25 protein-coding genes are annotated in these 23,747 nt (G+C 58.3%); 9 read left to right on the top strand and 16 right to left on the bottom strand.

Annotated elements, in window-relative coordinates:
- The first annotated feature begins 74 nt into the window (after window positions 1-74).
- From AC1ECN_RS17180 to AC1ECN_RS17150, 7 genes are all read left to right on the top strand, one after another.
- A complete protein-coding gene (locus AC1ECN_RS17180; protein ID WP_024321504.1) occupies window positions 75-965 on the top strand; it encodes an ABC transporter substrate-binding protein in 891 nt (296 codons plus the stop codon).
- On the top strand, window positions 962-1,891 hold the full coding sequence (locus AC1ECN_RS17175) for an amino acid ABC transporter permease (RefSeq protein WP_027688055.1): 930 nt from the start codon (window positions 962-964) through the stop codon (window positions 1,889-1,891). Before AC1ECN_RS17180 ends, AC1ECN_RS17175 begins: the two co-directional genes overlap by 4 nt.
- Complete coding sequence (locus tag AC1ECN_RS17170; protein WP_024321502.1) at window positions 1,888-2,667, top strand: amino acid ABC transporter ATP-binding protein; 780 nt, start codon at window positions 1,888-1,890, stop codon at window positions 2,665-2,667. The genes AC1ECN_RS17175 and AC1ECN_RS17170 overlap by 4 nt, the downstream gene beginning before the upstream one ends.
- Before the next feature lie 72 nt (window positions 2,668-2,739).
- Window positions 2,740-3,930, top strand: coding sequence for a M20 aminoacylase family protein (locus tag AC1ECN_RS17165; RefSeq protein WP_164582370.1), 1,191 nt, complete (start codon window positions 2,740-2,742; stop codon window positions 3,928-3,930).
- 116 nt (window positions 3,931-4,046) lie between these two features.
- On the top strand, window positions 4,047-4,526 hold the full coding sequence (locus AC1ECN_RS17160; RefSeq protein WP_024321500.1) for an MEKHLA domain-containing protein: 480 nt from the start codon (window positions 4,047-4,049) through the stop codon (window positions 4,524-4,526).
- A 149-nt stretch (window positions 4,527-4,675) separates the two neighbouring features.
- Complete coding sequence (locus AC1ECN_RS17155) at window positions 4,676-6,790, top strand: carboxy terminal-processing peptidase (RefSeq protein WP_477953625.1); 2,115 nt, start codon at window positions 4,676-4,678, stop codon at window positions 6,788-6,790.
- 445 nt (window positions 6,791-7,235) lie between these two features.
- On the top strand, window positions 7,236-8,072 hold the full coding sequence (locus AC1ECN_RS17150; protein WP_164582366.1) for a DUF6030 family protein: 837 nt from the start codon (window positions 7,236-7,238) through the stop codon (window positions 8,070-8,072).
- A gap of 57 nt (window positions 8,073-8,129) precedes the next feature.
- On the opposite strand, the gene AC1ECN_RS17145 is transcribed toward AC1ECN_RS17150, so the two are convergent.
- The gene (locus tag AC1ECN_RS17145) at window positions 8,130-8,633 is read right to left on the bottom strand and encodes a hypothetical protein (protein WP_164582364.1); all 504 of its coding nucleotides are present in this window, start codon (window positions 8,631-8,633) and stop codon (window positions 8,130-8,132) included.
- 259 nt (window positions 8,634-8,892) lie between these two features.
- Between AC1ECN_RS17145 and AC1ECN_RS17140 the strand changes: the two genes are divergently transcribed.
- Complete coding sequence (locus AC1ECN_RS17140; protein ID WP_024321496.1) at window positions 8,893-9,417, top strand: tetratricopeptide repeat protein; 525 nt, start codon at window positions 8,893-8,895, stop codon at window positions 9,415-9,417.
- 219 nt (window positions 9,418-9,636) lie between these two features.
- Here the strand turns inward: AC1ECN_RS17140 and AC1ECN_RS17135 are convergent, their stop codons facing one another.
- From AC1ECN_RS17135 to AC1ECN_RS17070, 14 genes are all read right to left on the bottom strand, one after another.
- Window positions 9,637-10,197: a hypothetical protein gene (locus AC1ECN_RS17135; RefSeq protein ID WP_164582363.1), complete on the bottom strand. Its 561-nt coding sequence runs from the start codon at window positions 10,195-10,197 to the stop codon at window positions 9,637-9,639.
- A 79-nt stretch (window positions 10,198-10,276) separates the two neighbouring features.
- A complete protein-coding gene (locus AC1ECN_RS17130; protein ID WP_477953622.1) occupies window positions 10,277-11,581 on the bottom strand; it encodes an ATP-binding protein in 1,305 nt (434 codons plus the stop codon).
- Between the two features lie 15 nt (window positions 11,582-11,596).
- Window positions 11,597-12,541, bottom strand: a complete 945-nt coding sequence (locus tag AC1ECN_RS17125; protein ID WP_130665671.1) for a type II secretion system F family protein — start codon at window positions 12,539-12,541, stop codon at window positions 11,597-11,599.
- Window positions 12,542-12,548: 7 nt separating this feature from the next.
- Window positions 12,549-13,502 carry a type II secretion system F family protein gene (locus AC1ECN_RS17120; RefSeq protein WP_130673717.1) on the bottom strand — a complete coding sequence of 318 codons (954 nt, stop codon included), beginning with the start codon at window positions 13,500-13,502 and terminating at the stop codon, window positions 12,549-12,551.
- The gene (locus AC1ECN_RS17115; protein ID WP_130690005.1) at window positions 13,499-14,944 is read right to left on the bottom strand and encodes a TadA family conjugal transfer-associated ATPase; all 1,446 of its coding nucleotides are present in this window, start codon (window positions 14,942-14,944) and stop codon (window positions 13,499-13,501) included. Before AC1ECN_RS17115 ends, AC1ECN_RS17120 begins: the two co-directional genes overlap by 4 nt.
- 18 nt (window positions 14,945-14,962) lie before the next feature.
- Window positions 14,963-15,535, bottom strand: a complete 573-nt coding sequence (locus tag AC1ECN_RS17110; protein ID WP_130673719.1) for a L,D-transpeptidase — start codon at window positions 15,533-15,535, stop codon at window positions 14,963-14,965.
- Entirely contained in the window at window positions 15,532-16,680 is a 1,149-nt protein-coding gene (locus AC1ECN_RS17105; RefSeq protein WP_131614436.1) for a response regulator/pilus assembly protein, read from the bottom strand. The genes AC1ECN_RS17110 and AC1ECN_RS17105 overlap by 4 nt, the downstream gene beginning before the upstream one ends.
- Window positions 16,681-16,709: 29 nt before the next feature.
- Window positions 16,710-17,333 (bottom strand): TadE/TadG family type IV pilus assembly protein, encoded by a 624-nt coding sequence (locus AC1ECN_RS17100; protein ID WP_130663211.1) that lies wholly within the window; start codon window positions 17,331-17,333, stop codon window positions 16,710-16,712.
- A complete protein-coding gene (locus AC1ECN_RS17095; RefSeq protein ID WP_164582359.1) occupies window positions 17,327-17,806 on the bottom strand; it encodes a TadE/TadG family type IV pilus assembly protein in 480 nt (159 codons plus the stop codon). Before AC1ECN_RS17095 ends, AC1ECN_RS17100 begins: the two co-directional genes overlap by 7 nt.
- A complete protein-coding gene (locus AC1ECN_RS17090; RefSeq protein ID WP_164582357.1) occupies window positions 17,803-19,404 on the bottom strand; it encodes a TadE/TadG family type IV pilus assembly protein in 1,602 nt (533 codons plus the stop codon). Before AC1ECN_RS17090 ends, AC1ECN_RS17095 begins: the two co-directional genes overlap by 4 nt.
- A 93-nt stretch (window positions 19,405-19,497) precedes the next feature.
- Entirely contained in the window at window positions 19,498-19,803 is a 306-nt protein-coding gene (locus tag AC1ECN_RS17085) for a hypothetical protein (protein WP_131614434.1), read from the bottom strand.
- Window positions 19,787-21,274: a type II and III secretion system protein family protein gene (locus AC1ECN_RS17080; protein WP_164582354.1), complete on the bottom strand. Its 1,488-nt coding sequence runs from the start codon at window positions 21,272-21,274 to the stop codon at window positions 19,787-19,789. Before AC1ECN_RS17080 ends, AC1ECN_RS17085 begins: the two co-directional genes overlap by 17 nt.
- A 16-nt stretch (window positions 21,275-21,290) precedes the next feature.
- Complete coding sequence (gene cpaB, locus AC1ECN_RS17075) at window positions 21,291-22,247, bottom strand: Flp pilus assembly protein CpaB (RefSeq protein WP_164582352.1); 957 nt, start codon at window positions 22,245-22,247, stop codon at window positions 21,291-21,293.
- Between the two features lie 98 nt (window positions 22,248-22,345).
- The gene (locus AC1ECN_RS17070; protein ID WP_130726024.1) at window positions 22,346-22,543 is read right to left on the bottom strand and encodes a Flp family type IVb pilin; all 198 of its coding nucleotides are present in this window, start codon (window positions 22,541-22,543) and stop codon (window positions 22,346-22,348) included.
- Between the two features lie 256 nt (window positions 22,544-22,799).
- Between AC1ECN_RS17070 and AC1ECN_RS17065 the strand changes: the two genes are divergently transcribed.
- Window positions 22,800-23,336 (top strand): A24 family peptidase, encoded by a 537-nt coding sequence (locus tag AC1ECN_RS17065; RefSeq protein ID WP_130726023.1) that lies wholly within the window; start codon window positions 22,800-22,802, stop codon window positions 23,334-23,336.
- Between the two features lie 243 nt (window positions 23,337-23,579).
- Here AC1ECN_RS17065 and AC1ECN_RS17060 read toward each other — a convergent pair whose 3' ends face one another.
- Window positions 23,580-23,720 carry a hypothetical protein gene (locus AC1ECN_RS17060; protein WP_018480331.1) on the bottom strand — a complete coding sequence of 47 codons (141 nt, stop codon included), beginning with the start codon at window positions 23,718-23,720 and terminating at the stop codon, window positions 23,580-23,582.
- Between the last annotated feature and the right edge of the window lie 27 nt (window positions 23,721-23,747).

Raw genomic sequence — 23,747 nt, 5'->3', positions numbered from 1 at the left:
CAAGGCCTGGGGAAACTCTTCGCAGGCCTCATCGTTGAATCACCATTTTCGCAAACCAAAAAAAGGGGAATGACATGCACTCGAAACTGATCGCTTCCGCCGCCCTGCTGGGTCTGATGATGACGACTTCGGTCTTCGCTGAGGAAACGGCCGTACCAAAACAGACCGTCAACGACGCGCTTCGCGCCCGCCTGCCGGAGAAGATCCGCACGGACGGCAAGATGATCTCCGTCAACAACGGTTCCTTTCCTCCCTATGAGATCGTCACCGGCACGAAACTGACCGGCGCCAGCGCCGACCTGACTGATGCGATCGGCCAGATGCTCGGCGTCGAGATCGAGCACGAAACCGTCAGTGGATTGACCGCATTGCTCGCCGGCATCAATTCCGGCCGATACCAGTTCGCCTTCGGCCCGATCGGTGACTTCAAGACCCGTGAAGAGGCCAACGATTTCGTCGACTGGGTTCAGGAATTCGTGGTCTTCTCCGTCCAGAAGGGCAATCCGAAGGCAATCGCTTCGCTCGACAGCGCCTGCGGCAACCGCATCGCCGTCATGGCCGGCGGCTCCGCCGAAAAGGTGATCCAAGTCCAGGCCGAAAAGTGCAAGGCTGACGGCAAGCCCGCGCTTGAAGTGCAGTCCTATACCGACCAGCCGAGCTCGATCCTGTCGGTCCGCTCCAAACGCGCCGATGCCTTCTTTTCCTCGCAGGCGCCGCTGACCTATTTCGTGTCCCAGGCAAACGGCCAGTTGGAACTGAGCGGCGTCGGCCAAAAGAATGGCTTCGACGACCTCTATCAGGGCGCCGTCGTGCCGAAGGGCTCGCCGCTCGGCCCCGTTCTGCTCGACTCGATCAAGGCGTTGATGGATAACGGCGCCTATGCCGCCATCATGAAGAAGTGGGGTCTTGAGAACAACATGATCAAGCAGCCCGGTCTCAATCTTGGTGGAGCTCTGCCGAAATGAGCAATGACCGCACGACTGCCGCATCGTCGTCTGGCGGTGCGGACTTCCGCGATGTTGCTCATGCCCACAAGCCCTTTCAAACGGGCCGGCTCCTCTTGTGGGTGGTCGTGCTCCTGATTGCTGCGAACTTCCTGTGGATCGTCGCCCATAACGAGAATTTCGGCTGGCCTGTCGTCGCGGCTTATTTCTTCGATCCGACTGTTATCAACGGCCTTTACGTCAGCCTGGGCCTGACAGTGGTCGCGATGGCCATCGGCATCGTGCTCGGCCTCGGACTGGCGATCGCCCGGCTGTCGAATGACCGGCTCGCTCGGTCGCTAGCATCGCTGTTCATCTGGTTCTTTCGCGGCACGCCGCTCCTGGTACAGTTGATCTTCTGGTACAATCTCTCGACCCTCTTTCCCGAACTTTCGATCACCATTCCGTTCGGCCCGACGCTCGCCAGCTGGGAGACCAATTCGGTGATCACGCCGATGACGGCGGCAATCGTCGGCCTGGCCTTGAACGAAGCGGCCTACATGGCCGAAATCATTCGCGGCGGCCTGCTCTCGGTCGATCGCGGCCAGTTCGAGACGGCGGAAGCGTTCGGCATGACCAAGGCGAGGGCGCTGTGGCGGATCATCATTCCGCAGGCGATGCGCTCGATCGTGCCGCCAACGGGCAACCAGTTGATCAGCATGATCAAGGCAACCTCGCTCGTCAGCGTCATCGCCATGGCCGATCTGCTCTATTCCGTCCAGTCGATCTATAATCGCACCTTCGAGATCGTGCCGATGCTACTGGTCGCGGTCCTCTGGTACCTCTTCATCACTTCCATCCTCAATCTCGGCCAGAGCTATATCGAAGCCTATTACGGCCGTAGCGAGCGGCGCAACAATGCCGCTGCCGCCAAATCCGAGACCCTTGCCGAGGAGGCAAGCCATTGACCGGTGCCGAAATTGCAAAGCCTCTCGTCAGAGCCCGCAACGTCCACAAGTCCTTCGACCAGCTCGAAGTGCTGAAAGGGATCGACCTCGACGTCATGCCGGGTGAAGTCGTCGTGGTGCTTGGCCCGTCCGGGTCGGGAAAGTCGACCTTCCTGCGCTGCATCAACCATCTCGAAGCGATTAATAAGGGGTTCATCGAAGTCGATGGCGAGCAGATCGGCTATCGCCTCCGCAAGGACCGGCTGGAAAAGCTGTCCAGCAACAAGATCGCCAGCCAGCGGCGCAAGATCGGCATGGTGTTCCAGCAGTTCAATCTCTACCCGCATATGACGGTGCTGCAAAATATCGTCGAGGCCCCGATCGGCGTGCACGGAGAAAATCGCAAGGCCGCGACGGAGAACGCGATGCGGCTTTTGGAGCGGGTGGGCCTGTCGGAAAAGGCGGGGAGCTATCCCCGCCAGCTCTCCGGCGGTCAGCAGCAGCGCGTCGCCATCGCCCGCGCCCTGGCGATCAAACCGAAGCTGATGCTGTTCGACGAGCCGACATCTGCGCTCGACCCAGAACTCGTCGGCGAAGTGCTGGCCACCATGCGCGATCTCGCCAAACAGGGCCTGACGATGATCGTCGTGACCCACGAGATCGGTTTCGCCCGTGAGGCGGCCGATCGGGTCGTGTTCATGGACGGCGGCAATGTCGTCGAAATGGGCAAGCCCGAGGATGTCATCGGCAATCCGCAACATCCCCGGACCCAGGCTTTTCTCGCCCGTTTTCTCTGACCGGTGTCAGCTCGCGGCTTCGACCCCTCGGGCCGAAGCAATGGTTCTTTTCGATCAAAACTGGATGTTTTCATGCCCACGCTCGACAATGCCTATGCCCGCCTTTCCGATTTCGAAGCCATGGAGGCGGAGCTGAAGGCGACCCGCCAGCACCTACATGCCCATCCGGAACTTTCCTTCGAAGAAGCGGAAACGGCGCGTTTTGTCGCGGAAAAGCTGGAAGGCTGGGGTTATGACGTGACCCGCAATGTCGGCGGTCACGGCGTTGTCGCTCGCCTCAGCGCCGGCAAGGGCAGCAAGGGCATCGCCATCCGCGCCGATATGGATGCGCTGCCGATCGCTGAAGAAACCGGACTTGCCTATGCCAGCGGCACCCCCGGCAAGATGCATGCTTGCGGCCATGACGGCCACACGACCGTGCTGCTCGGCGCGGCCGAATATCTCGCCCGTACCCGCCGCTTCAACGGCACGGTGACGCTGATCTTCCAGCCCGCGGAAGAGGCGGGCAAGAATAGCGGCGCTCAGGCGATGATTGCCGACGGCCTGTTCGAGCGGTTTCCGTTCGACACAATCTTTGGCCTCCACAACCACCCTGGTGCTCCGGAAGGCACCATTCTGCTGCGATCCGGTCCGATGATGGCGGCGTCGGATACCGTCGAGATTACCATCAAGGGCAAAGGCGGCCATGCCTCGCGGCCACACCTGACCGTCGATCCCGTGGTCGTGGCGTGCAACCTCGTCGTCTCGCTGCAGACGATCATCTCGCGCAACCTCGACCCGACCCAGACCGCGGTCATTACCGTCGGCACGATCCATGCCGGCGATGCAGTCAACGTCATTCCGGAATATGCCAAGCTCGCATTGAGCGTGCGCTCCTTCGAGCCCGGCATTCGCGACCTCCTGCAGGAACGCATCACCAAGCTCGCCCGCTCGGTGGCAGAAGGGCACAATGCTTCGATCGAGATCGACTACGATCGCGGCAATCCTGTCGTCGTCAATTCGCCTGATGAGACAGATTTTGCCCGGATCGTCGCGGCGGAACTGATCGGCGAAGACAAGGTCGCGACCTGCCCGCTCATTCCCGGCAGCGAGGATTTCGCACACTTTCTCGAGCACAAGCCGGGCAGCTTCCTGCGTCTCGGCAACGGCATGAATTCCGCCATCCTGCATAGCCCCAAATATGATTTCGCCGATGCCAGCCTGACGGTTGGCGCAGCCATGTGGGCAAGGCTCGCGGAACGCTACCTCCAGGATGACGCCTGAAGTCCCGGTCGCCAGCTTGACCGCGTCGCATTTGGAGCTTGCACTTTCTGTAGCGCAAAAGGATTTTGTAGCGAGAACATCACTTCAACATCTCGCCGCAATCCAGGATGCGCAGCATGATTGCCAACTACAACGACGCCGGACTCGACTTGTCTTACGATCTCGAATTTTACGCATTGATGGAGGACAGCTTCGAACGAAGCGTGGGACGCCGCCTGACGCCGGAAGGCCGGGGTGCTGAATGGCTTTACGACCAGTCGCCGGCCGTTGTCCTTGCTCACAACACCGCCGCCGATCCGCGCTTTATCTACGCAAACCGCGCCGCCCAGGCCTGTTTTGAATATTCATGGGAAGAGTTCATCACTTTGCCATCGCGCCTTTCGGCGGAGGCACCCGATCGCGCGGAACGTGACAGGCTGTTGAATACCGTGGCGGCCAACGGCTTTATCGCCGACTACCGCGGACTTCGCATTGCCAAGTCAGGGCGGCGTTTCTATATCGAGAACGCCATCGTCTGGGATCTCGTCGACCGCAGCGGATGCCGTCGCGGTCAAGCTGCGACATTCGATTCCTGGCAAGACGTGCAGGCGGATTGAGCGCCGACTGCGGAGACGCCGACCACGCGCCGGATATGTTTTGGCGACTTTGCAAACTATGTCGTTTGCCATTTGGTTGCCAAAAAACCATGATTGCGTCACATAGATCGCACATCGACACTCGGCATTAAGAATTGGATCAACGCTGAATGCGCATAGCCTACGTTTTCTTTGGTGCATTTCTTGCAATTGCACAGTCCGCATATGCTGAAGTCGCATCACCGCCTGTTTTGGCGCCGCTAAAGCGACAAGCGCAAGCCGCTGAGTTGAGCGCGCAATTTCTTTCGCGGTATAGCTACAAGCCCGTTCCACTTGACGACGCCTTGTCGGCCAGGATCATGGATCAGTTCATCAAGTCACTTGATCCGGACCGCATGCTCTTCCTCCAGACTGATATCGACAAGTTCATGTCCGGTCGCAGCGAGATCGACGATGCGATAGAACGGAAGGACTTGAAGATCCCGTTTGCGATTTTCAACGCCTATGAACAGCGCGTTGTCGACCGCATGAACTATGCGCGCAGCCTGCTGAAGCAGGACTTCGATTTCAGTGCGCAGGAAAATTATTCGGTGCTGCGCGATAAAGCGCCGTGGCCGCAGTCGAAAGCCGAGAGCAATGAGCTTTGGCGCAAGCGCGTCAAGAGCGACTGGTTGCGGTTGAAACTGGGCGGCAAAAACGACGCGGCGATTCGCGAAACACTCGACAAACGTTATGAAAACACCCTCGAGCGCGCTTACAAATTTAAAAGCGACGACGTTTTCCAGTCGTTCATGGACGCCTATTCAACGTCGATCGATCCGCACACCGACTATTTCGGCGCCGCCGCTTCAGCCGACTTCAATGTCTCGATGAAGCTTTCGCTGTTTGGTATCGGTGCTGTGCTGCAGGAACGCGACGACTACACGACGATCCGTGAGCTCGTGCCTGGCGGGCCGGCGCAGCTGTCCGGCAAGCTCGCGGTCGGAGACCGCATTACCGGCGTTGGTCAAGGCAAGGATGGGGCGATCAAAGAAGTGGWGGGCACGCGCCTTGATGAAGTCGTGCAGATGATACGCGGAAAAAAAGACTCCGTCGTGCGGCTGGACATCCTGCCGGCAGATGCCGGAGCAGATGGCACGCATCGCGTCATTAGCCTGGTGCGCGATAAAATCAGTCTCGACAAGCAGGCTGCCAGGAAGACTGTGCTGTCCGTGAAGGCGGGCGACGCCACGCGTAAAATCGGGATCATCACGCTGCCGGTATTCTATGAGGATTTTGAAGCCAAGCGCAAAGGAGACCAGGATTACAAAAGCGCAAGCCGCGATGTCGCCAAGCTTCTCGACGAACTGAAGGAAGAAAAGGTCGACAGCGTTCTCATTGATCTGCGCAACAATGGCGGCGGCTCATTGGACGAGGCGATTGATTTGACCGGTCTCTTCATCGGCAATGGACCGGTCGTTCAGCAACGTGGCAGCGACGGCAAGATCGAGGTCAAAAGTGCTGAGCTTGCAGCGCCTGTCTGGACAGGCCCGATGGGTGTCCTGATTAATCGCGGCTCGGCCTCGGCTTCGGAGATCTTTGCCGCGGCAATCCAGGACTATGGTCGAGGCGTGATCGTCGGCGAACCTAGTTTCGGGAAAGGCACCGTTCAAACCGTCGTCGATCTTGACCAGATTGTTCGCAACAGCAAACCGGAGTTCGGGGAGCTAAAGGTGACAATTGCCCAGTTTTTCCGGGTCGACGGTGGTACGACGCAGTTGCACGGCGTGACGCCTGATATCAGCTTGCCCGGACTTTCCGATCCGACAAACTTCGGCGAGACCAGTTATGACAATGCCCTGCCGTGGGCGCAGATCAAGCCCGCGAACTACACGCCCGCCGACACGATCACGACGTTGCTGCCGACGTTGCAAAGCCGCCATGATGCGCGGGTTGAGAGCAATCCGGACTTCCAACGCCTGCTAAAAGACATTGCCGACCTGAAGGCGCAGCGTGAGAAAGGGGTTGTTTCTCTCAATGAATCCGAACGTCGCAAAGAAGCGGCTGCTCGCGAGAAACGGTTCAAGGATCGAGCGGAAGAAGGGGATGGCGAGGATCTTGGAGATGATGGCCTGGAGGCAGGCGAGCGCAGCCTGAGCGCTGATATTGCCATCGAGAATGCCCGCAAGAATGCAAAAGACGTCTTGCTCGACGAGACCGTCGCCATTCTTGCCGACGAGGCGGATTTGCAGGAAGGCGTGCTAAAGGCAGCCACAAAAGAATCAGGAAACACGAACGGAAAATAGTCATTCCCGACAGGTGTAGATTCAGGTCCTGCGACAATATAACGGGACGCGAATGTGCAACGACAATATCTTCACGCACGCTTGTGCAGCGGATGTGATTGTCTTTAGAGCCGCCAGTCCGCTTTTCCACCTCAATTGTAGGGGCGAACGCTGTCCACTGGTTGTTGCTTGACGCTCCACACACGCTACTTCACAGTTACAGCGTTGAAGGTGAGTCGGACAGACTGTACCGTTTTTCGCATCCGTTGCTCATCTCAGAGGGAGGCGTCAGCAGGGTTGCTTGGTCCGCGCCCCGACCGACACCGGTTGATCGCACATAGGATCGAGATTGATTGAGTTCGAACTCGCAGCCGCTCCTATTTGCTTGTGAGGTCGCGCCGTGGATAAAGTGCCATCAGCAGTCGATCCTCCTCGCGAAAGTTCGCGTTGGCAGCGGATTTTCGCAATGCCGAGGAACCGCTGGTCCCTCTTTTGGCCAGGGCTTTTGATATCAATTTTGCTTCTTGCAGGCATCGTTTTTTTTTACCATGAAATCCACGACCGCGAAGATCTCGGGCGCGTTGAAAATCGCGCTCTCAATAAGGCTGCACAATCATCTCGCATAGCCGTCCGCCCGGATCCGGCGGTTCCTTCTCCTCTCCCGTCGACGTCGATATCGCTGCTGCTGATCGAAGTCCCGAAGCTGGAGCTGGCAAGTCAGTTTATGCGGGTGTGGCGCGTCTCGGGACGGAATATGTGCGGCGCTCTTCGAGAGGCCGGCATCGAGATGAGCGAGTGGAAAGCCGCATCGATGCGCAATCGCAGCTATGAATGTTATTTTCAGCGCATCTACCAAAGGGACGAGGTACGTCCCCTCAGCTCAACCTTCGTTAAGGTTCGTGGAGATGAAATGGGCGATATTCTAGAGATCCGCGCCAAGATCATTGGGCCGTCGACCGACGCTCAGGGGCGTCTCGCCCCGGCCATCCTGCGCATTTTCGAGATCATTGTGAAGCAGGCGTGCTGGCATGATTTCGAGGATACTCTTGCGTCGATCCAAAACCTTCAAAATGTCGAATACGAACGGTTCGGCTCCTATCTCAGCTTCACGCGCGAAGCCGGGGGCGACAATAACTTCAATTTTGTTCTTGGTCTTAAGGCGACTTCAAGTTCGCAGGTGAAGACCAAGACGTATTTTTCGACTGAGCGCTGGCTAGCCGCAAGAAATTCCCGCAATGTTCCCGCAAACCTCATCCTCGCGGACCGCTTGGGCACGTCGAAATCAGCCAATTGCGCTCAATGACGTCGCAAGTGCCAGTCACATCCAGGATCAGGCGGGGGCGGTTCGCCCTCTTTGTTATTACGCCGATTTTATACGATTGATGATTGTTAAATGGCAGCAAATGCAGGCCGAAAATACGGGCATGAAAAGGAAGGTCCCAAGCGGTGAGTGGGATAGCGGCAGGAACGACCAGTCGCCTTGCTGAAACTGAGGCATCGCCAAGTTGGAAAGGCCGGCTTGCGCAACTGCTGCCTGCCCCATAGTTAGACCGGTCGCAATCAGCGCGATATGCGCATGGATGAATCCAGACCGGTGGTGTCTTTGCGGCTGCAGGGCCACTCGAATCCCGAAAATCGATGCGAGCATCAACAGGACCGTAGCGCTCCATATTCCAACGCCGGGTGCCGCCAAAAGCAGATAGATGGGCTCGCGCATGACCGGAAGTATCGTCATATGCAGCCACCAGGCGGACGCACTTGATGGGTGGCTTTCCAACAGTGGTATGCTGAGAACGAAGATCGATGCTATCGCGTAAGCCAGTGATGGCGCAAGTCGCATCAGCGTGGAAATAGCGATCCGCATACAGCGTTCCATCCTTTGACCTGACGAGCAAGGTAGGCGACGTTGATTAATTTTCTACGCTGAGAATCACTGGGGACACGATACCAACTTTGGATAGTTGGCGTTTATCACCTTGGCGCGTTCCGCGCGAGGACGGTATCTGTCGCTTTTTTGCGACTATTTGCTCAAATTCTTGAGTTGTTAGCTTTTTTTTACGATGATTTCCGGTGAACGCATCCGAATGTTGGGTAAGAATGTCTGATGGGGGATCAAGTTGCCAATGTTGCAAATCAGAGCTGGGACTAAATGCATTGCGTTTTTGATAGCGACTGGCGTGATCTTAGCTGGTTGCCAGTCATCCAGCGTTGATGGTCTGGCTGCTTATGGCGATAGTGCAAAGACCCTCGAGGATGACTCAGCCGTCGCCTTCTATAAGAACGACGAGTTGATAACCACTGGCAAACTGCAGTTTCAGGAAAAGAACTACGGAAAATCCTACGCCATTTACAAGCGAGCGGTTGACGTTTTTCCGCAAGATCCGGCCGCTTGGCTAGGCTTGGCAGCCTCCGCCGACATGGTTGCCCGCTTCGACACCTCCGACCGCGCCTACCAGCAACTCTCGCGAATGATCGGCAATACCCCAGTCTACTACAATAATATCGGATATTCTCACCTATTACGCGGTGACTTGCGCACTGCAAGACGGTATTTCCTGAAAGCCTATGAGCTTGATCCCGGAAATGAAGTCACTGCCCGTAACCTCGAATTGATGAAGAATAGCGTGAATTACGCTCAGCGGGGATAGGCCCTGCAGCGATCGGCAATCTGGGTCGAGATGAGAGCGCCCTTGTCGCATTGCGAGCATCGGCACACCTAAAGCGCGTCGCGATCTTTCAGGGTCGCTCCCCGCGCTTTAGGTCCTTGTTTTTCCGCATGTCGTTATCGCAAAACCGCTGCACACTTTTGCGCGACATGCTCTAGCAGCATCCACCGATTGCTTTGGAGATTTCGGCGAACGCGGTGTTTACCGGGCTTTCCGAAGGATGAGCTGGCCTTCCGGCGAGAGTGTGCGCTCGTAATGCGGCAGGTCACTGACAGCAATGCCCCCGGCTTCGAGGGACGCAAGGCTGCTATCCGAAGCTTGAGCTTCCGCTGGCACGGCACGGGGTGCGAAAAATTGTGCTGGCTCCTTGCCGGGTGCGCTAAGGACCAAAGCTGAACCCATGCGAAGACCGCTTGTGTCGTTTCGCCGTTCGTTCATCATAGTCTTTTGCAGCCCATCCATCCCCAGGCGGATAAGGGCGACTTCGTCAGCCTTGGCATTATCCGCGATGTTGCGCGACTGCTTTTCCATTTGTCCCCTGAGGCCATCGATCGACCTCTTAAGCGCGGCGATGGTCTCGCGGCTCTCGCGAACATCCGCTGAGTTTTTGGCGGTATAGATGAGAACGCCAGCATTCACAGGCAAGAGCATCAGCAGCAAACCGACGAACAGCGGGCTTTTTGAGCCCCTCTGCTCAATCGCTCGCAAATTGCTTGGTGTTGCGCGGTCTGCTTCGACCTCAATACCCGGAATGCTGGTCATTCGTTTACTCCCCCGTAAGTCATCAAATCTGCGTTGGACACATTGTCCACGAACACGCCGCGTCAGTGACAAGCCCGCATCATTCCGACGTAAATACACCTTCCCACGCCCGTTCGAGCATGCCGAGCGACGCGATTCCGGCTATGCCGTTGAACTCGCAGTAAGAACTGACGAAATCCAGAAGATATTTGGGATGATAGCAAGACGCTAGCACATCACCGTTATACTTGCGATCGTAGAACAGATTCAGGTCTGGATCACAGACAACCAATCCGGTGCCGCTGGCATACGATTTGAAGATTCTGATATATTCGTCGCGCGACGGAGTGTTCACAAAGATCTTGTATTTGAGGCGCCGCAAGCCCGCCTCATCAGAAAGATCCTTCGGTGCGATATTCGTCGAAAATACGACCAGCTCGTCAAAGGGAACCTTGAACTTCTTGCCGGTGTGCAGCGTCAGGAAGTCATATCCGCGCTCGAGCGGCACAATCCAGCGATTGATGAGTGCCTGCGGCGCCACTTGTTGTCGCCCGAAGTCGTCGATGATGAAAACGCCGCCGGACGCCTTCAAGTGTATGGGCGCTTCATAGACATTCGGTCCTGCGTTGAAGGTGAGATCGAGCTGATCGAGGGTCAGTTCCCCGCCCGTCTTGATCACCGGACGGCGGCATTCGATCCATCGTTGATCCGCTTTCGGATGGGATCCTGTGTCAGCCTCCGATACGGGGTGATGCACTGCTTCGTCATAGAAACTGATGACATGGCCGCCGACCTCGATGGCATAGGGTACCCATATTGTTTGGCKGAACAGTTGCGATGTCCGCTCGGCAATGCTCGTCTTTCCGTTTCCGGGTGGTCCGTAAAGCAGGATAGAGCGACCGGAGTTGATGGCCGGGCCGAGCTTTTCGACTAAGGCGTCTGAGAGCACCAGCCCGTCGAGGCTGTCGGCCAGCCGCTCGGGGGTCACGCGCTCGTAGTGGATGGACTGCAAACCGACTTGCCGGCAGAAGGCATCCAGCGACACCGGTGCGGGCCCAACATATTGGCTTTGACGGGACGCCGCGTGGGCATATTCGACCCCCTTCATGGAAAGCGCATATCGAATATCGGATCTCACATCCTCGCCAGCCAGGCCGCGCGCCTCGAGGTATGCGAGTTTCACGAGTTCCTTGATCAGGATATTGACGACCACTTTCGGCAATTTCATCCGGTCGGCCAGATGAGATGCCGTGGTCGTATCCTGCTCGGCTGCACATTTTGACGCCAGCCGAAGGAGGAACGACGGATCCAGTCCGGCTTGTTCCAGGCTTGTCGGTGCCATCGGCATGCGCGGATCGACAGAGATGATGGCATCGTTACGATCCTGTTCGAGCGAATACTGCATACGACCTCGCTTGGCTCAACCGCCGGGGTTCATGCTGAGAAGAAGACTGATGACACGGATAACAACGGGAACGAGAACGATGATGAGGCTTACCGGAAAAAGGAACGCGCCGAGCGGCAGCAGCATCTTGACCGGCAGGGCGTTTGCCTTTTCCTCCGCGCGAATAATGCGGAGGTCGCGCATTTCCTTGCAGTAGACCCGCAACGTCTGCGTTACGCTGGTCCCGAGCTCCTCCGATTGGCGGAACAGAACGGATAGCGCCCGGGCTTCATCAATCCTCAGGCGGACGGCAAGGTTGGCGAGCGCTTCGCGCAATCGCCGGCCACCTCGTACTTCCAGCATCATGATCGAGAGGTGCAGGCCGAAGTCCTGCCGCTTGTCGACGAATTCCCGGGCAACACGGTTCGCCGCCGCCTCAATGCTCATGCCTGCGTCGAGGCAGACGATCAGCATATCCATGAAATCGGGAAAGAGGCGGCGGTATTCCCTCTCCTTGGCGGCGCCGCGCCGGTCGATATAGATGTTGACCAGAATAAAGGTCATGCCCGCAGCAAACATCGCAACGATCAGCGTAGCGAACCGTGACATGTCCGGTATGGCCCAATTCAGAGCCCAGACCGCCGCGACCAGCACGCTGATACAGACCACCGCGCGAACCACCTGGAAGGTGGTCACGGCGCCAGCGGCGAAATAGCCCGCCCTGATCAGCCGGTTCTGGGTGGAGTTCGCATTCGTGTCACGTCGCGTAATCTCGAAATAACGACGGATCAGGCGGTTTTCCGCCTCGCCTAGATCGGCGATCGTCGTATCGCCAAGGTGGAACTCCTCGCCTGTTGCCGCCGAGCTCTTCGACACCCGAACCGAAACTTCGCGCTGTCGAAAAAACAATTCCGACGCTGCTGCAGAAAATATCAGCACTGCAAAGAAGACGATGAGGTAAATTCCATACTCACTCGACATGACCGCCTCAGTACTCGAAGTTTACCATCTTGTAGAGAATGATATTCCCGATCGCCATGACGGCGAGCAGCACGCTCACCACAATGGCTCCGTGGCCGCTCTCCCAGACGGGATCGAAGTAGGTCGGCGACAATATCTTGATCATCACGTAGAGCAGAAACGGATACATTGACATGAAGATCGCCGTGATGCGTCCTTCCGAGGAAATCGCCCTGACCTTTGCCCTCAGCAGCGTCCGGTCTCGCAGCGTCTTCGAAAGGTTCTGCAAGATCTCCACGAGGTTTCCGCCGGTTCCCGCCTGTACGCTCAGCGATATTGCAAGCAGGTTCAGATCCTCAACGCCGACCCGGTCGGCCAAGTTCACAAGGGCGTCGTCCAGCGTCACGCCGTAGGTGAGTTCATCCGAGAGTAGGCCGAACTCGGTGCCGATCGGATCGGGCATCTCGCGTGCCACCAAAGAAATCGCCGCCGGCAGCGGGTGGCCGGCGGCCAAGCTGCGATTGGCGACATCGAGCGCTTCAGGAAGCTTCTGTTCGAATTTCCTCATGCGGCGCACCCGGGCGCGCCAGACGACGAGTGCGGGGATGAGAAGGCAGATCAGCAGAAAGGCGGGCACTCTGAACAGAGTGCTCGGCAGGAGGACCTGAACGACCAGCCACGTCAAAAGAGCGCCCGCGATCGCGAAGAGAGCAAATCGCTTGGCATCGAACTTGATTCCTGACTGGGCGTAGAACTGCAGCAGCCGCTGCATCAGGGGGGTCTGCCGCCAACTGCCGCCGGCCCCGCGCTCCTTGAGCATATCACTATAGGTCTTGCGATGATCATCGCTGACCTCGAGCAAGCTCAGCCGATGGTTTACAGCGCGGTGGCGTTCGGATGTCTTGAAATAGCCGCGCATGATCGCTTCGACAGCAACAAGGGCGGCGGTAAAAACGGCCGCGTAAAGGAGAAGCAGGATCATTGGACAGGTCCCGTCTGCAGCGGTTTACCGGGATCAAAAATCGTCACAGGGATCTCGATCCCGAGTTCGGCAAATTCCTCGACGAACCGCGGCCGAATGCCGGTGGCGCGGAATTCTCCATGGATTCGCCCGCCTTCATCGGTGCCGAGTTTCTTGAATTTCATAATCTCCTGCATCTGCACGACTTCGCCCTCCATGCCGGTGATCTCTGAAATTGAGACAACTTTGCGGGTGCCGTCGCTCAGGCGCTGGACCTGCACGATCATGGTGATGGCCGACGAGATCTGCGAGCGAATGCTCAACTGCGACATCGGCATCCCTGCCATACCAACCATCTGCTCAAGCCGGCCGACGGCATCGCGCGGCGTATTGGCGTGAATGGTCGTCATCGACCCCTCGTGACCGGTATTCATCGCCTGCAGCATGTCGAACGCCTCGTCGCCGCGGACTTCGCCGACGATGATACGGTCGGGACGCATGCGCAGGGCGTTTTTCAAAAGTTCGCGTTGACGGATCTCGTTGCGTCCGTCGAGTGTCGGCGGTCGGGTTTCCAAGCGCCCGACATGCGGCTGTTGCAGTTGAAGCTCGGCCGCATCCTCGATCGTAATCAGGCGCTCCCTTGGAGAAATCTGCGACGAGAGGGCGTTAAGCAAGGTGGTCTTGCCAGAACCGGTGCCGCCTGAAATGACCATCGATACCTTGCCCTTAACCGCGGCGCTGAGAAGGATGCGCATCGCATCGGCCATGGCGCCGTGTTGCACCAGGCGCTCCATTGTCAGCGGCTTACGCGTGAATTTGCGGATGGAAACGAGCGGTCCATCGACCGAAATCGGTCGGATGGCGACGTTGACACGCGAGCCATCCTTAAGGCGGGCGTCAACCATCGGGGTTGACTCGTCGACGCGGCGGCCAACCGCCGAGACGATCTTGTTGATCACCCGAAGGAGATGGTCCTCGTCTTTGAACCGCACGGCGGTGCTCTCGAGCTTGCCACTCCGCTCGACATAGACGCTGTTGTAGCCGTTGATGAGAATATCTGCGATTGTGTCGTCGGCCAGCAGCGGCTCGATCGGTCCCAGCCCGAGCATCTCGTCGGTGATGTCGCGGATCAGATCATTGATTTCCTTGGCGTTCAGCGGAAAGTTGTTCGCCCGGATATAGTCCTTGACCAACGGCCGGATCTCGGTGGCGATCTCCTCGTTGTCGAGCGTGTCGAGAATCCCGAGGTTGATGCGATCGAGCAGGTAGCGGTGCAGATTGACCCGCTCGGAAACCATGTCCGGCCCGAGCGAAGCCTCTTCTCCACTCGCCGTGGCGTAATCAGAGGCCGGTTGGGCAGGCATGTTCTGAACTGCGCCGACCAAAGACGGTTTGGCCGCCTCCGGTTCCCGGCTTTCCGGCTCCCCCTGCTTGTAAAAACGCCCCATGATACCGCTCGCCATGTGCCCACCCCTGAACGATTAATTTACAATGACCGTGGAACCGACTTTCACCCTTTTGTAGAGATCGATGACGTCGGCATTGCTCATGCGAAAACAGCCCGATGACGCGAAACCGCCGACCGTCGACTGCTCGTTCGTTCCATGAATGCGGTAGAGCGTGTCTGTCCCACCCTTGTAGAGATAGATCCCGCGAGCACCCAAAGGATTGAGCGGTCCGGCGGGTACCAGGTCCGGAAGTCCAGCCGAGCGCGCCTTCATCTCGGCAGGCGGGCGCCAGTCGGGCCACTCTGCCTTGCGTCCAACCTTGACGGTACCGCTCCAGCGAAATCCGTCTCGTCCGACTCCGATTTTGTAACGGATCGCGCGTCCTTCGGAGATGACGAGATCCAGCGTACGGTTGCCGCTGACGATGACGATTGTCCCAGCCGCATAGCTTTTTTCGATCGTCACCACGGCGCTTGTCGTCGGCCCAAGGCTACGTGGCACAAGCCCGCCTGCCTCAGCGTCGCCGACAGCGGCCAGAATTGCCAAAACTGCAAGGCCAACATCGGCGGCGCAGGACCTTATGCGCCCACTGTCGATCGCCGTCATCGCACCAGTGCTCCAAGCTTACCGACCGCGCTGCAGAAGCGCGCCCGGGAATTCACTTGAAATGGCAACACGCCGCGGTTGACCGCCTCGCTCAGAGTATCCCAGTCATCCGCAATGACATGCGTCGGGATCTCCTTGAATATCTTCTCCGTTTGTTGTCGGCGCAGGCCGAGGCCGAGGCCGAAAAGCTTGGCGCGGTATTTGTTGATGACGATGAATATCTGCTCCGAACTGCCTCGCAGCCGCACCAGAGTGGCAAACAAATCCTTGGCTTGGGAAAGCGCCGGTACCGTCATTTCGGTGACGATGCAGATGCTGTTGACCGAGCTGAGCACCTCGTATTTCCATGGCGTGTCATAGTAGGGAACGTCGACGATGGTATGGTCGCTCTCGAAGGCGGCCACGTCGAGCATACGCAGCACGAGTTCACGGCCCTTCGGCGCCAGAAGGACTGATGGCTGCTTGAAAGACAGCAGTGAAAAGCCTCCCGAATGCCGCTTTCGGACCAGATCGATGAATTCCAGATCGACCCGGGAAGGATTGGCGATGACCGGTTTTAGGTCGTAGTCGTTGACAAGGTTGAGATAATAGCCAAGCGCCCCGGAGCAAAAATCCGTGTCGAACAGGTCAATCCGCGGCGTGGAATTCTTGGTCGGCTGGGCCAGTACATGAGCAAGCGACGAAGCGATCACGCTGGCGCCGGCGCCGCCGACGGCCGAGACCACGGCATGCACGCGGCTGTCGCTCGCCCCGGTGCCCGGCGCATGGGTCGAAATCATGTCGATCAGTGCCCGGCGCTCGAGTGGCTTCTTCAGCCAGTCATTGCCGTTCAGGCGGAAGAGCAGCCGCAGCATGTCGTCCGGCAGGTCCTCGGAAACCACGACGAGCGGAATGTCCCGATAGCTGGTGCGAAACGTGAAAAGCTCCGGCTGTTGCAGCAATGTCCCGTTGTCGACGTCGAGAACGATCAGGTCGAACTGAGTCGGATCGAACCGGCCTTTTTCTCCGAGCGCCTTTAGTGAGAGGTGGCGGACATCGTAACGCGAAAGCGACCCGAACGTGTCGAGCATGAAGCTCGCTGCAGCCGCGTCGTCGGAGAGAACCAATATCTTGGTGGATGCGGCAATGTTCATGTGAGCTGTCATTTTCGCTTTCCTACGCGTAATTTAAGGAGTCAGCAGGTTGAGCAGGTCTTCAGATCTTCCGTCGTGATCGTCACCGGATGGGCCGGGATGGTGACGTCGTTCAATCCCAACAGCCCGCCAAGGATCGGCAGATCGAAGGTGATGTTGCGCACCTCCAGCCGCATCGTCAGCACGGGCCCGTCAGGCCGGCCCCAATAGCCGAGCCCCGATCGCTGGTAGGTGACCATCAGCTTATCCGGCGTGATGCGCCAATTGAGGTCGCAAATGCCGGGGCGAGGATCGGTTCCCGCGTTGCAAACGCCGTCGCTTCCCCGGACAATCCGGTTCAATGCCGCCGTGCAGTTTGCAAGAGCCGGTCCGCAGGTCGAGGATATTGTTGCATCGTTTGGCGCCGCTTTGCCGTTGTTGAGTGGATTGGCGGCATCTGTTGGGAAAACGGCATTGAAATTCGTGGTCAGCGGATCGGATACCGCCGCCAAACGGGCGCCATATTGCAGTGCCTTGACCGTCTGATTCCACTGCGACATGGCATAGCCGAACTCGATGAAGGCGGCGAATACCAGCATGACGATCGGAAAGGTCAGCAATGCTTCGACAAGGCTGACACCACTGCTATCCTGCCAGAATGCCTTGATTGCCCTAGAGGTCACCATCCGATGTATCTCTCTTCATGGAAGGAACTGATAGTGATGGCACCAATTCCCAGAAAGCCGAACACCGGCGAGGTCTGGTAGAGATGAGCGGTGGAAATGGTGATGTCCCCGTCCGCATCCGGCGCAGTGATGGTGATGTCGGCAGGGTTATTCCAGCCGGGTACACGGGGTTTAGCGTTTGCCGCTGGTGTTTGCGTTCCGTAAAAGGCGATCGTCTTCGCAGTCGCCTGATTGCAGGTCGGCACATAGGTTCCCGACACCGGTCGGCACCGCGAAAGGTAACGCCCGGCATCGCGCAAGCCTGCGTCGATCTGCATGCGCTGCCAGAAGATGCTGCCAAACTCGAGTATCCCCGCCGCAAACAGCGTCACAAAGGGGATGGCGAGCAGCGCTTCGGCAAGCACTGCGCCTTCCTGCCGCCGCCAGAAGCCGAGGCCAAGCCGATGCAAGATAAAATTGCGGAGCGCCATCATCTGACCAGTTCCGCTTCTTCCCGCAGGAATTCGTCAAGCGTACCACGGCCACCCTTGCCGCTGATGTCAATCACTTCAAGCGACAGATAGCGCTCGTTGCCAGCCTTGATCGCCGGTTTGGTCATGAACATGCGTGCGAAGGCAACCGCCTGCGTCTGCTTGTGGCCGTTCAAATGGTCGACCGAGGCCTCGTAGCCGCAATTGACGATGGCGGCGAAAATCTCGCGGCGGTCGCCATATTCGCCCACCGTGTAGTTCGACAGGGCCGGCCCCGAGTAGCACTGTCCGCCGCCTGTCGTCGGATTGCCGATTTCGCCGTTTGCCGAGGCATGGTTGAGCAGCGCCGCGGTGTTCAGCTCGTAACGATAGACGTCATAGGCGGAGGGCCGGCTCGGTGTTCCGCCGGCCTGCGGCGGATAGCTGGAATAATTGCTGAGAATCGCGCTGACCGACGGGGCCGTGCCGCCCTGCGCGACGGTCCAGTAGTTTGCATAGTTCCAATTGTTGCTGGTGCTGATCTTGCCGCCGCCGAGGGGCGACATGGCTGCACCGTAGCCCAATGGCACCGCCTTGGTGACATCGCCAACGGTGCTGCCGACCAGCACCGGGTCGTAGGCCTTGCAGCCGTTCTGTCCCGTTTGCTTTTGTGCGGAGCGCACGTTCTGGGCCGGGCGGTAGCGGCCATCATTGCGCAAGCCCTTGAACGACCCCTGATAAATACCGAATCGCGTGTTGACGCCGTCTTCAACTGGCCCGGCCATGGCACCCGTTTCGGTATCCAGGTTGTCCTTCGTATAACAGGCCCCCGGATTCCCGGTAGCCAAAGCGTCGGCCATCACGCTTGCGCCATTGCCCAGAGGGGTTCTCAGGAACCCGAAATTGCCAGGCCCGGGGCTGGACGAAGACGTGCTGTTCATTTCGATTTGCCGGCCGTAGAGATTGCCGGCCGCGAAGTTGGTGTGGAGATCCGCCGCCGCCTGTTCGTTGGCGGCCGGGCTCGTATTGCCAGCCGGCTCATAGGGATTGCAGATGAAGATCGGCGTGATATCACAGGCGCTGGCATGGTATACGGCCACAGCATCGGCAGCGATGTTGATCGTATTGCGGGTGAAGCCGACCGGGACCGGAAAGATCGTCTGCATCGCCTGCGGCTTGGCGATGACCCAGGCATAGGACGCCTCGCTGGCCACAGTCGTCTTCATCGAAGCCGGGATGGGCGTATCGTCACTGGCCGGGATGTTCTTCAGAAAAAACACGCTGACCGTGCTGCCGGCGTCATTTCCGGCGTTATAGGTCAAGGTGATATGCGAGCCAAGCGACATGCCGATCCCGCCCCCTGAAAAAGCCGCGCTATTGGCGATTTTCTCGATTGCCGTCTGCGCCCTCGAAATGGCATCGTCGCGGCCATCGAGTTCGCGGGCTCCGGCGAGCGCCATTGCATCGACCGCGTTCTGCAGATCGGTGTGCAGGTTGCTGCTGCGGCCGACATCGATGACCAGCAGCGAAAAGCCGAGAAGCATAGGCATGGCGATAAGCGTCAAGGCGATGACATAGCCACGATGATCGTTCCAGAACCGTCTGACAACCCTGCTCAGCATTGGCATACCCCCATCACCGCGCTATCGCCGTGACGACCCTCTATCGTGCATTTTCCCTTCCGGCGCGCTACCGCCGTTCATGCCTTTCGCCAGCTATTGGCTAACGGTAGCCACACTGGACGCCCCATTAGCCCCCATGGCCGGCGACGGCGGAACAACGCCCATCCCGCCGTTCTGGTACTGAGTGACCACCCTGCGGACCACCTTGCCGTCGCTTGCGATCCAGGTTCGCTGGGCTTCCGGCGGGAACGGGTCCTCGATATGGATGGCCTTGTTTGCTTCCACGGCATTCCCGAGCCCGAAGGTGATCGAGTCGCGATGGTTCATGTAGTCGGCGCAGCCGGAAGCAAGGCCGGCGGCTGCGAGGAGGAAAAGGACGCGCTTAGCGTTTTGTAACAACAACTTGGGCTCCCTGGTTCAGGTCGAGACGATGGCCATAGGGCCCAGTCACGCCTTCGCCGTTGCGAAAGCGCCGGAGCATATCCTTGTCGACTTCCAGGACACCGAGCGCGAAAAGCTCGACGTCGTTGGACGAACGCGTCTGATCGAGTGGACTATAGAGGTCCTCACCCGGGCGGGCCGGTCGCACAATGTGCGGGGTGACGACGATAACCAGGTCGGATTCCTTCTTCTGGAAACTCGTCGAACGGAACAGTGCGCCGAGGATCGGTATCTTCCCGAGGCCCGGCAGTTGCTGGATGTCTTTGGCATTGATCGACTGCAACAGGCCCGCCATGGCAAAGCTCTGTCCGTCACGAAGCGCTACCGTCGTGCTGGCAGCGCGTGAGATGAAACCGGGATTGCCGTTGACGCTGATCGATGGATCAAGCTCGGAAACCTCTGGCTCGATCTCCAAATTGATGACGCCGTCGTCAAGCACCACCGGCTTGAAGGTCAGCCGCACACCAAAGGGGCGATAGTCCGTCTCGGTGGCCACTGTCGTGCCGTTGTTCGTCGTCTTCAGGATCGGCACTTCACCGCCGGCATGGAAGCTGGCGGTCGAGCCGCTCATTGCGATGAGGTTCGGCTGAGCCAGACGACGCACCAATCCCTTCTGCTCGAGCGCGTTGATGACCACGTCGATGCGGCCGCCCGAAATTTCCAGAACCTTGGCGATCAGCTGGCCGAAGGGCAGCATACCGGTTGCAGCACCCTTGGGATCAAGGAGGGTGCGGGCCAGGCTGCCGTCATCATTCACGCCGATACCCTGGCTGGTCGTTGCCTTGCCGATGCCGTTGTTGCCGTGCCCGGACCAACCGATCCCGAGGTCACGACCCGTCGTGCGTGAGGCTTCAATGATACGGACCTCCAGCATCACCTGCTGGCTGTCGCTGACGCGCAACTGGTTCAGCACCGGTTGGTCGGAATAGGACTGGGCGACTTCCATCACCCGCTGCAATTCAACGCCGTCACGGACCAAGCCTGTCAGGCGAATGCGATCGTTGGAGTTGACCACGGTAACCCGGGCCGAGGGCGCGGCAGAGCGAATGGCGGCGGCGACTTCGGTGAAATCGCTGGCAACACGGATGTCGATGACACCGAGAAGCGACTTGTCGTCGCCATAGACCGAGATATTGGTGGCACCGATCTTCTTGCCGCGAATGAACAGCGATCGGTCGGAAAGCGGCACCACGTCGATCATATCGGCGCTGCCGATGACGAGATCACCGAAGGGCTGGCCGGTATTGAGCGTCAGCGTCGCGTTCGGAGGCAACGTCACACGCTGGACCGATTTGCCGAGCGTGACGAACTTTTCCTGTGCACTGGCGCAGCCGGCAAATCCAGGCCCCAAAATCACACAGGCTGAAAACACTGCCGCCAGTGCCGCAAGGCTTTTCGTCCTTGCGATTCTTCTCTTGCCATTCGCCATGCCTGCTTTAGCCCCCTCATTCGGCTAGCCGCACCAGCGGCACGCCGGCTAAATATCTCTGGCCCAGGCCGACTCTGTGCTCCTCGCGCTTCGTCGTGTTCCAGACCCCCACCGTCACCCACTTCGGCTCGACCGGCAACACCGGCTCGACCTTTGGCTCCACAATCTGCACTTGTTTTTCAGGTTCTGGCAACTCATTCTTTTCCAGATCCTTGCCGAGCTCGGTCGCCATCGCCCCGCCGCCAAGGTCGGCGACGGTGATCTGCCGGGTCTGTTCGACAGAGGAAGAGGCAATATTGCGAAGCGCCAGCGAGAGCGTGCCGATACTGGAGCCGAGGGTAAGGCGCTGCGCCTCATCGGTCGTGACTTCGAAGGTCACGGTTTTCACGACGGATGGCTCGTCCTTGCGCTCGTCTGCCGTCTGGTCCACCGCCAGCACCTTGACGCCTTGCAGCAGCACGTCAACGAAGGTCTGATCATTGCCTGTCGGTCCGCGCACGACCCGCGTCAGAAGCACGTCGACGCGATCGGAAGGCCTGACGAAGCCGGCAACGCCGAGCACGTCGTTGACGCGGATGGAAACCGCCTTCATGCCCTGGTCGAGCGCCGCCGACAGCGTGGCGCGTTCGCCGGTACCAGTGATTTTCGAGGATAGCACCGGCTCGCCGGGGTCGATCGCCGCCATGGCATAGCGCGGCTGGGCATCGTTGCCGACGACCGTCTCGATGCTGACGAACGAGCCTGCGGGTGTTTCATTGGAGGGCCACGGAATGGCCCTGAGATTTTCGGATCGGATCCGGTCGCCGAAGCGCATTGGCTTGGCGGCGACAACGAGTGTTCTTTCCTCGGCCTTTATGCCGTTCATCGCCAACAGCTGGGCCTTCTGATCGGAGAGATACTCGCGCATGCCGAAAACTGCTGCCGCTGCGAGCACAAACGCAATAACGAGACTTAAAATCGTTGAAGAACGCATTGCAGTTACTCGCTACACTGGACGGAACGCATCCATTCATTGCTGCTAAATTAGAAGAGAGGGGTTAACAAAACCCCTCGCTTCTTCGAACGCCAATATCAGGCTGCTGGGGCGGTCAGGTTGGCTGTAAACCAGCCTGCCCAGCCGTTCCAAACGAGAGCCAGATTGGTGCCGGCCAATGTCACCGCTGTGATCACACCGCCGACCAGCAAGGCAAGCAGAATGAGGTATTCAGTGAGTGCGACGCCATCTTCTTCCCGCGCGAAAGCGCGTACGCTATTTACAAAGGCTTTCATCGAGAATTTCCTCCCAGTAAGTGGTGCGCCGTATTTTCCCCCGGCCGCCCTGTCGTCGAGACCGCCTCTTCGACTGGGAACATTAGTAATCTCTTAACTCTAATTTAGTCAATTGATTTATACGCACACATTCGGCATCTATACTTTATGGTTAAGACCAAAGTCCGTGATCCATTCGTAAAACCGACTCATTCATCGGTATTTATTGAAACTGAACTTGAAAATCAGGCTATTATAACCCAAAAGGTTGAATGCTATGCTGAAAATGATCAATGTTATTAGTTCGCTTTCAGTATTACTTTTTCTCTACGCCGCCTGGACCGATTTCCGCACATGGAAGATTCCCAACACGATTGTGCTTGCGCTCGTGACACTTTATGCACTGCGCGCGGTGGCCGTGATGCTTGGCTCCGAGGATGTCGGCGCTGCGCTGTTTGCTTCGAGTGGAATTGGCGGCGACGTCGGGGCCGGTCTGCTGATGTTCATACTCGGGGTGATGCTCTGGGCGTTCCGGCTGTTTGGCGCAGGAGACGCCAAGCTTTTCCTGCCGATCGGCCTTTTTGTCGGATGGCACGGAATGCTGCCGTTTTCGTTTTTGCTCCTGGTCCTCGGCATCGTGACGCTCCTGGTCCTGCGGCTGCCGGTGCCGCTGCGCGTCGCACATCTCGCCTTTTTCATGCGCGTCGAGGAAATCCGGGCGAGCCGGAAGGTACCTTATGGCGTCGTCATGGTTTTCGCCGCGCTCCTCACCTTGGCTTTGCCCATTATCCGACAGCAGCTGCAGCTACGGTGACCCGGCGTCGACAGAACTTCCTCGCAAGAGCCCCTTCGCATTCACGATTGTTTTCAGCAAAATCTGTTTTTCACGGCCAATCAACTCGTACAGAAGACAGGCCTATCGCGCCCACATTCAATGCGGCGCGAACGGACTTGGAGCGTTTCGGTACTATCGAGAAAGCGACGGGTCGCGAGAGTGGTCGCGTTTCAGCTATAGGCCGTGCTCGCATGCCGGCCTGAACTGCAACATCTGGCATCATCAGTCAAAGCTGTTTGCCAGCAGAGCTGCGGAGAGCTTTTTTATTCCCACGGCAAATCCTATCTGCAAATTCTCGGTCACCAGGATTGAGGGGCAACCGCCGATGCCGTCGAACGCATGGACGAGCGCGAAAAAGAACATATCTTCGAGGGGTCCTTCCTTTCTTGA

The sequence above is a fragment of the Rhizobium sp. 01N447_2 genome (assembly GCF_056399245.1).
This window is presented reverse-complemented; position numbering and strand designations above follow the sequence as displayed.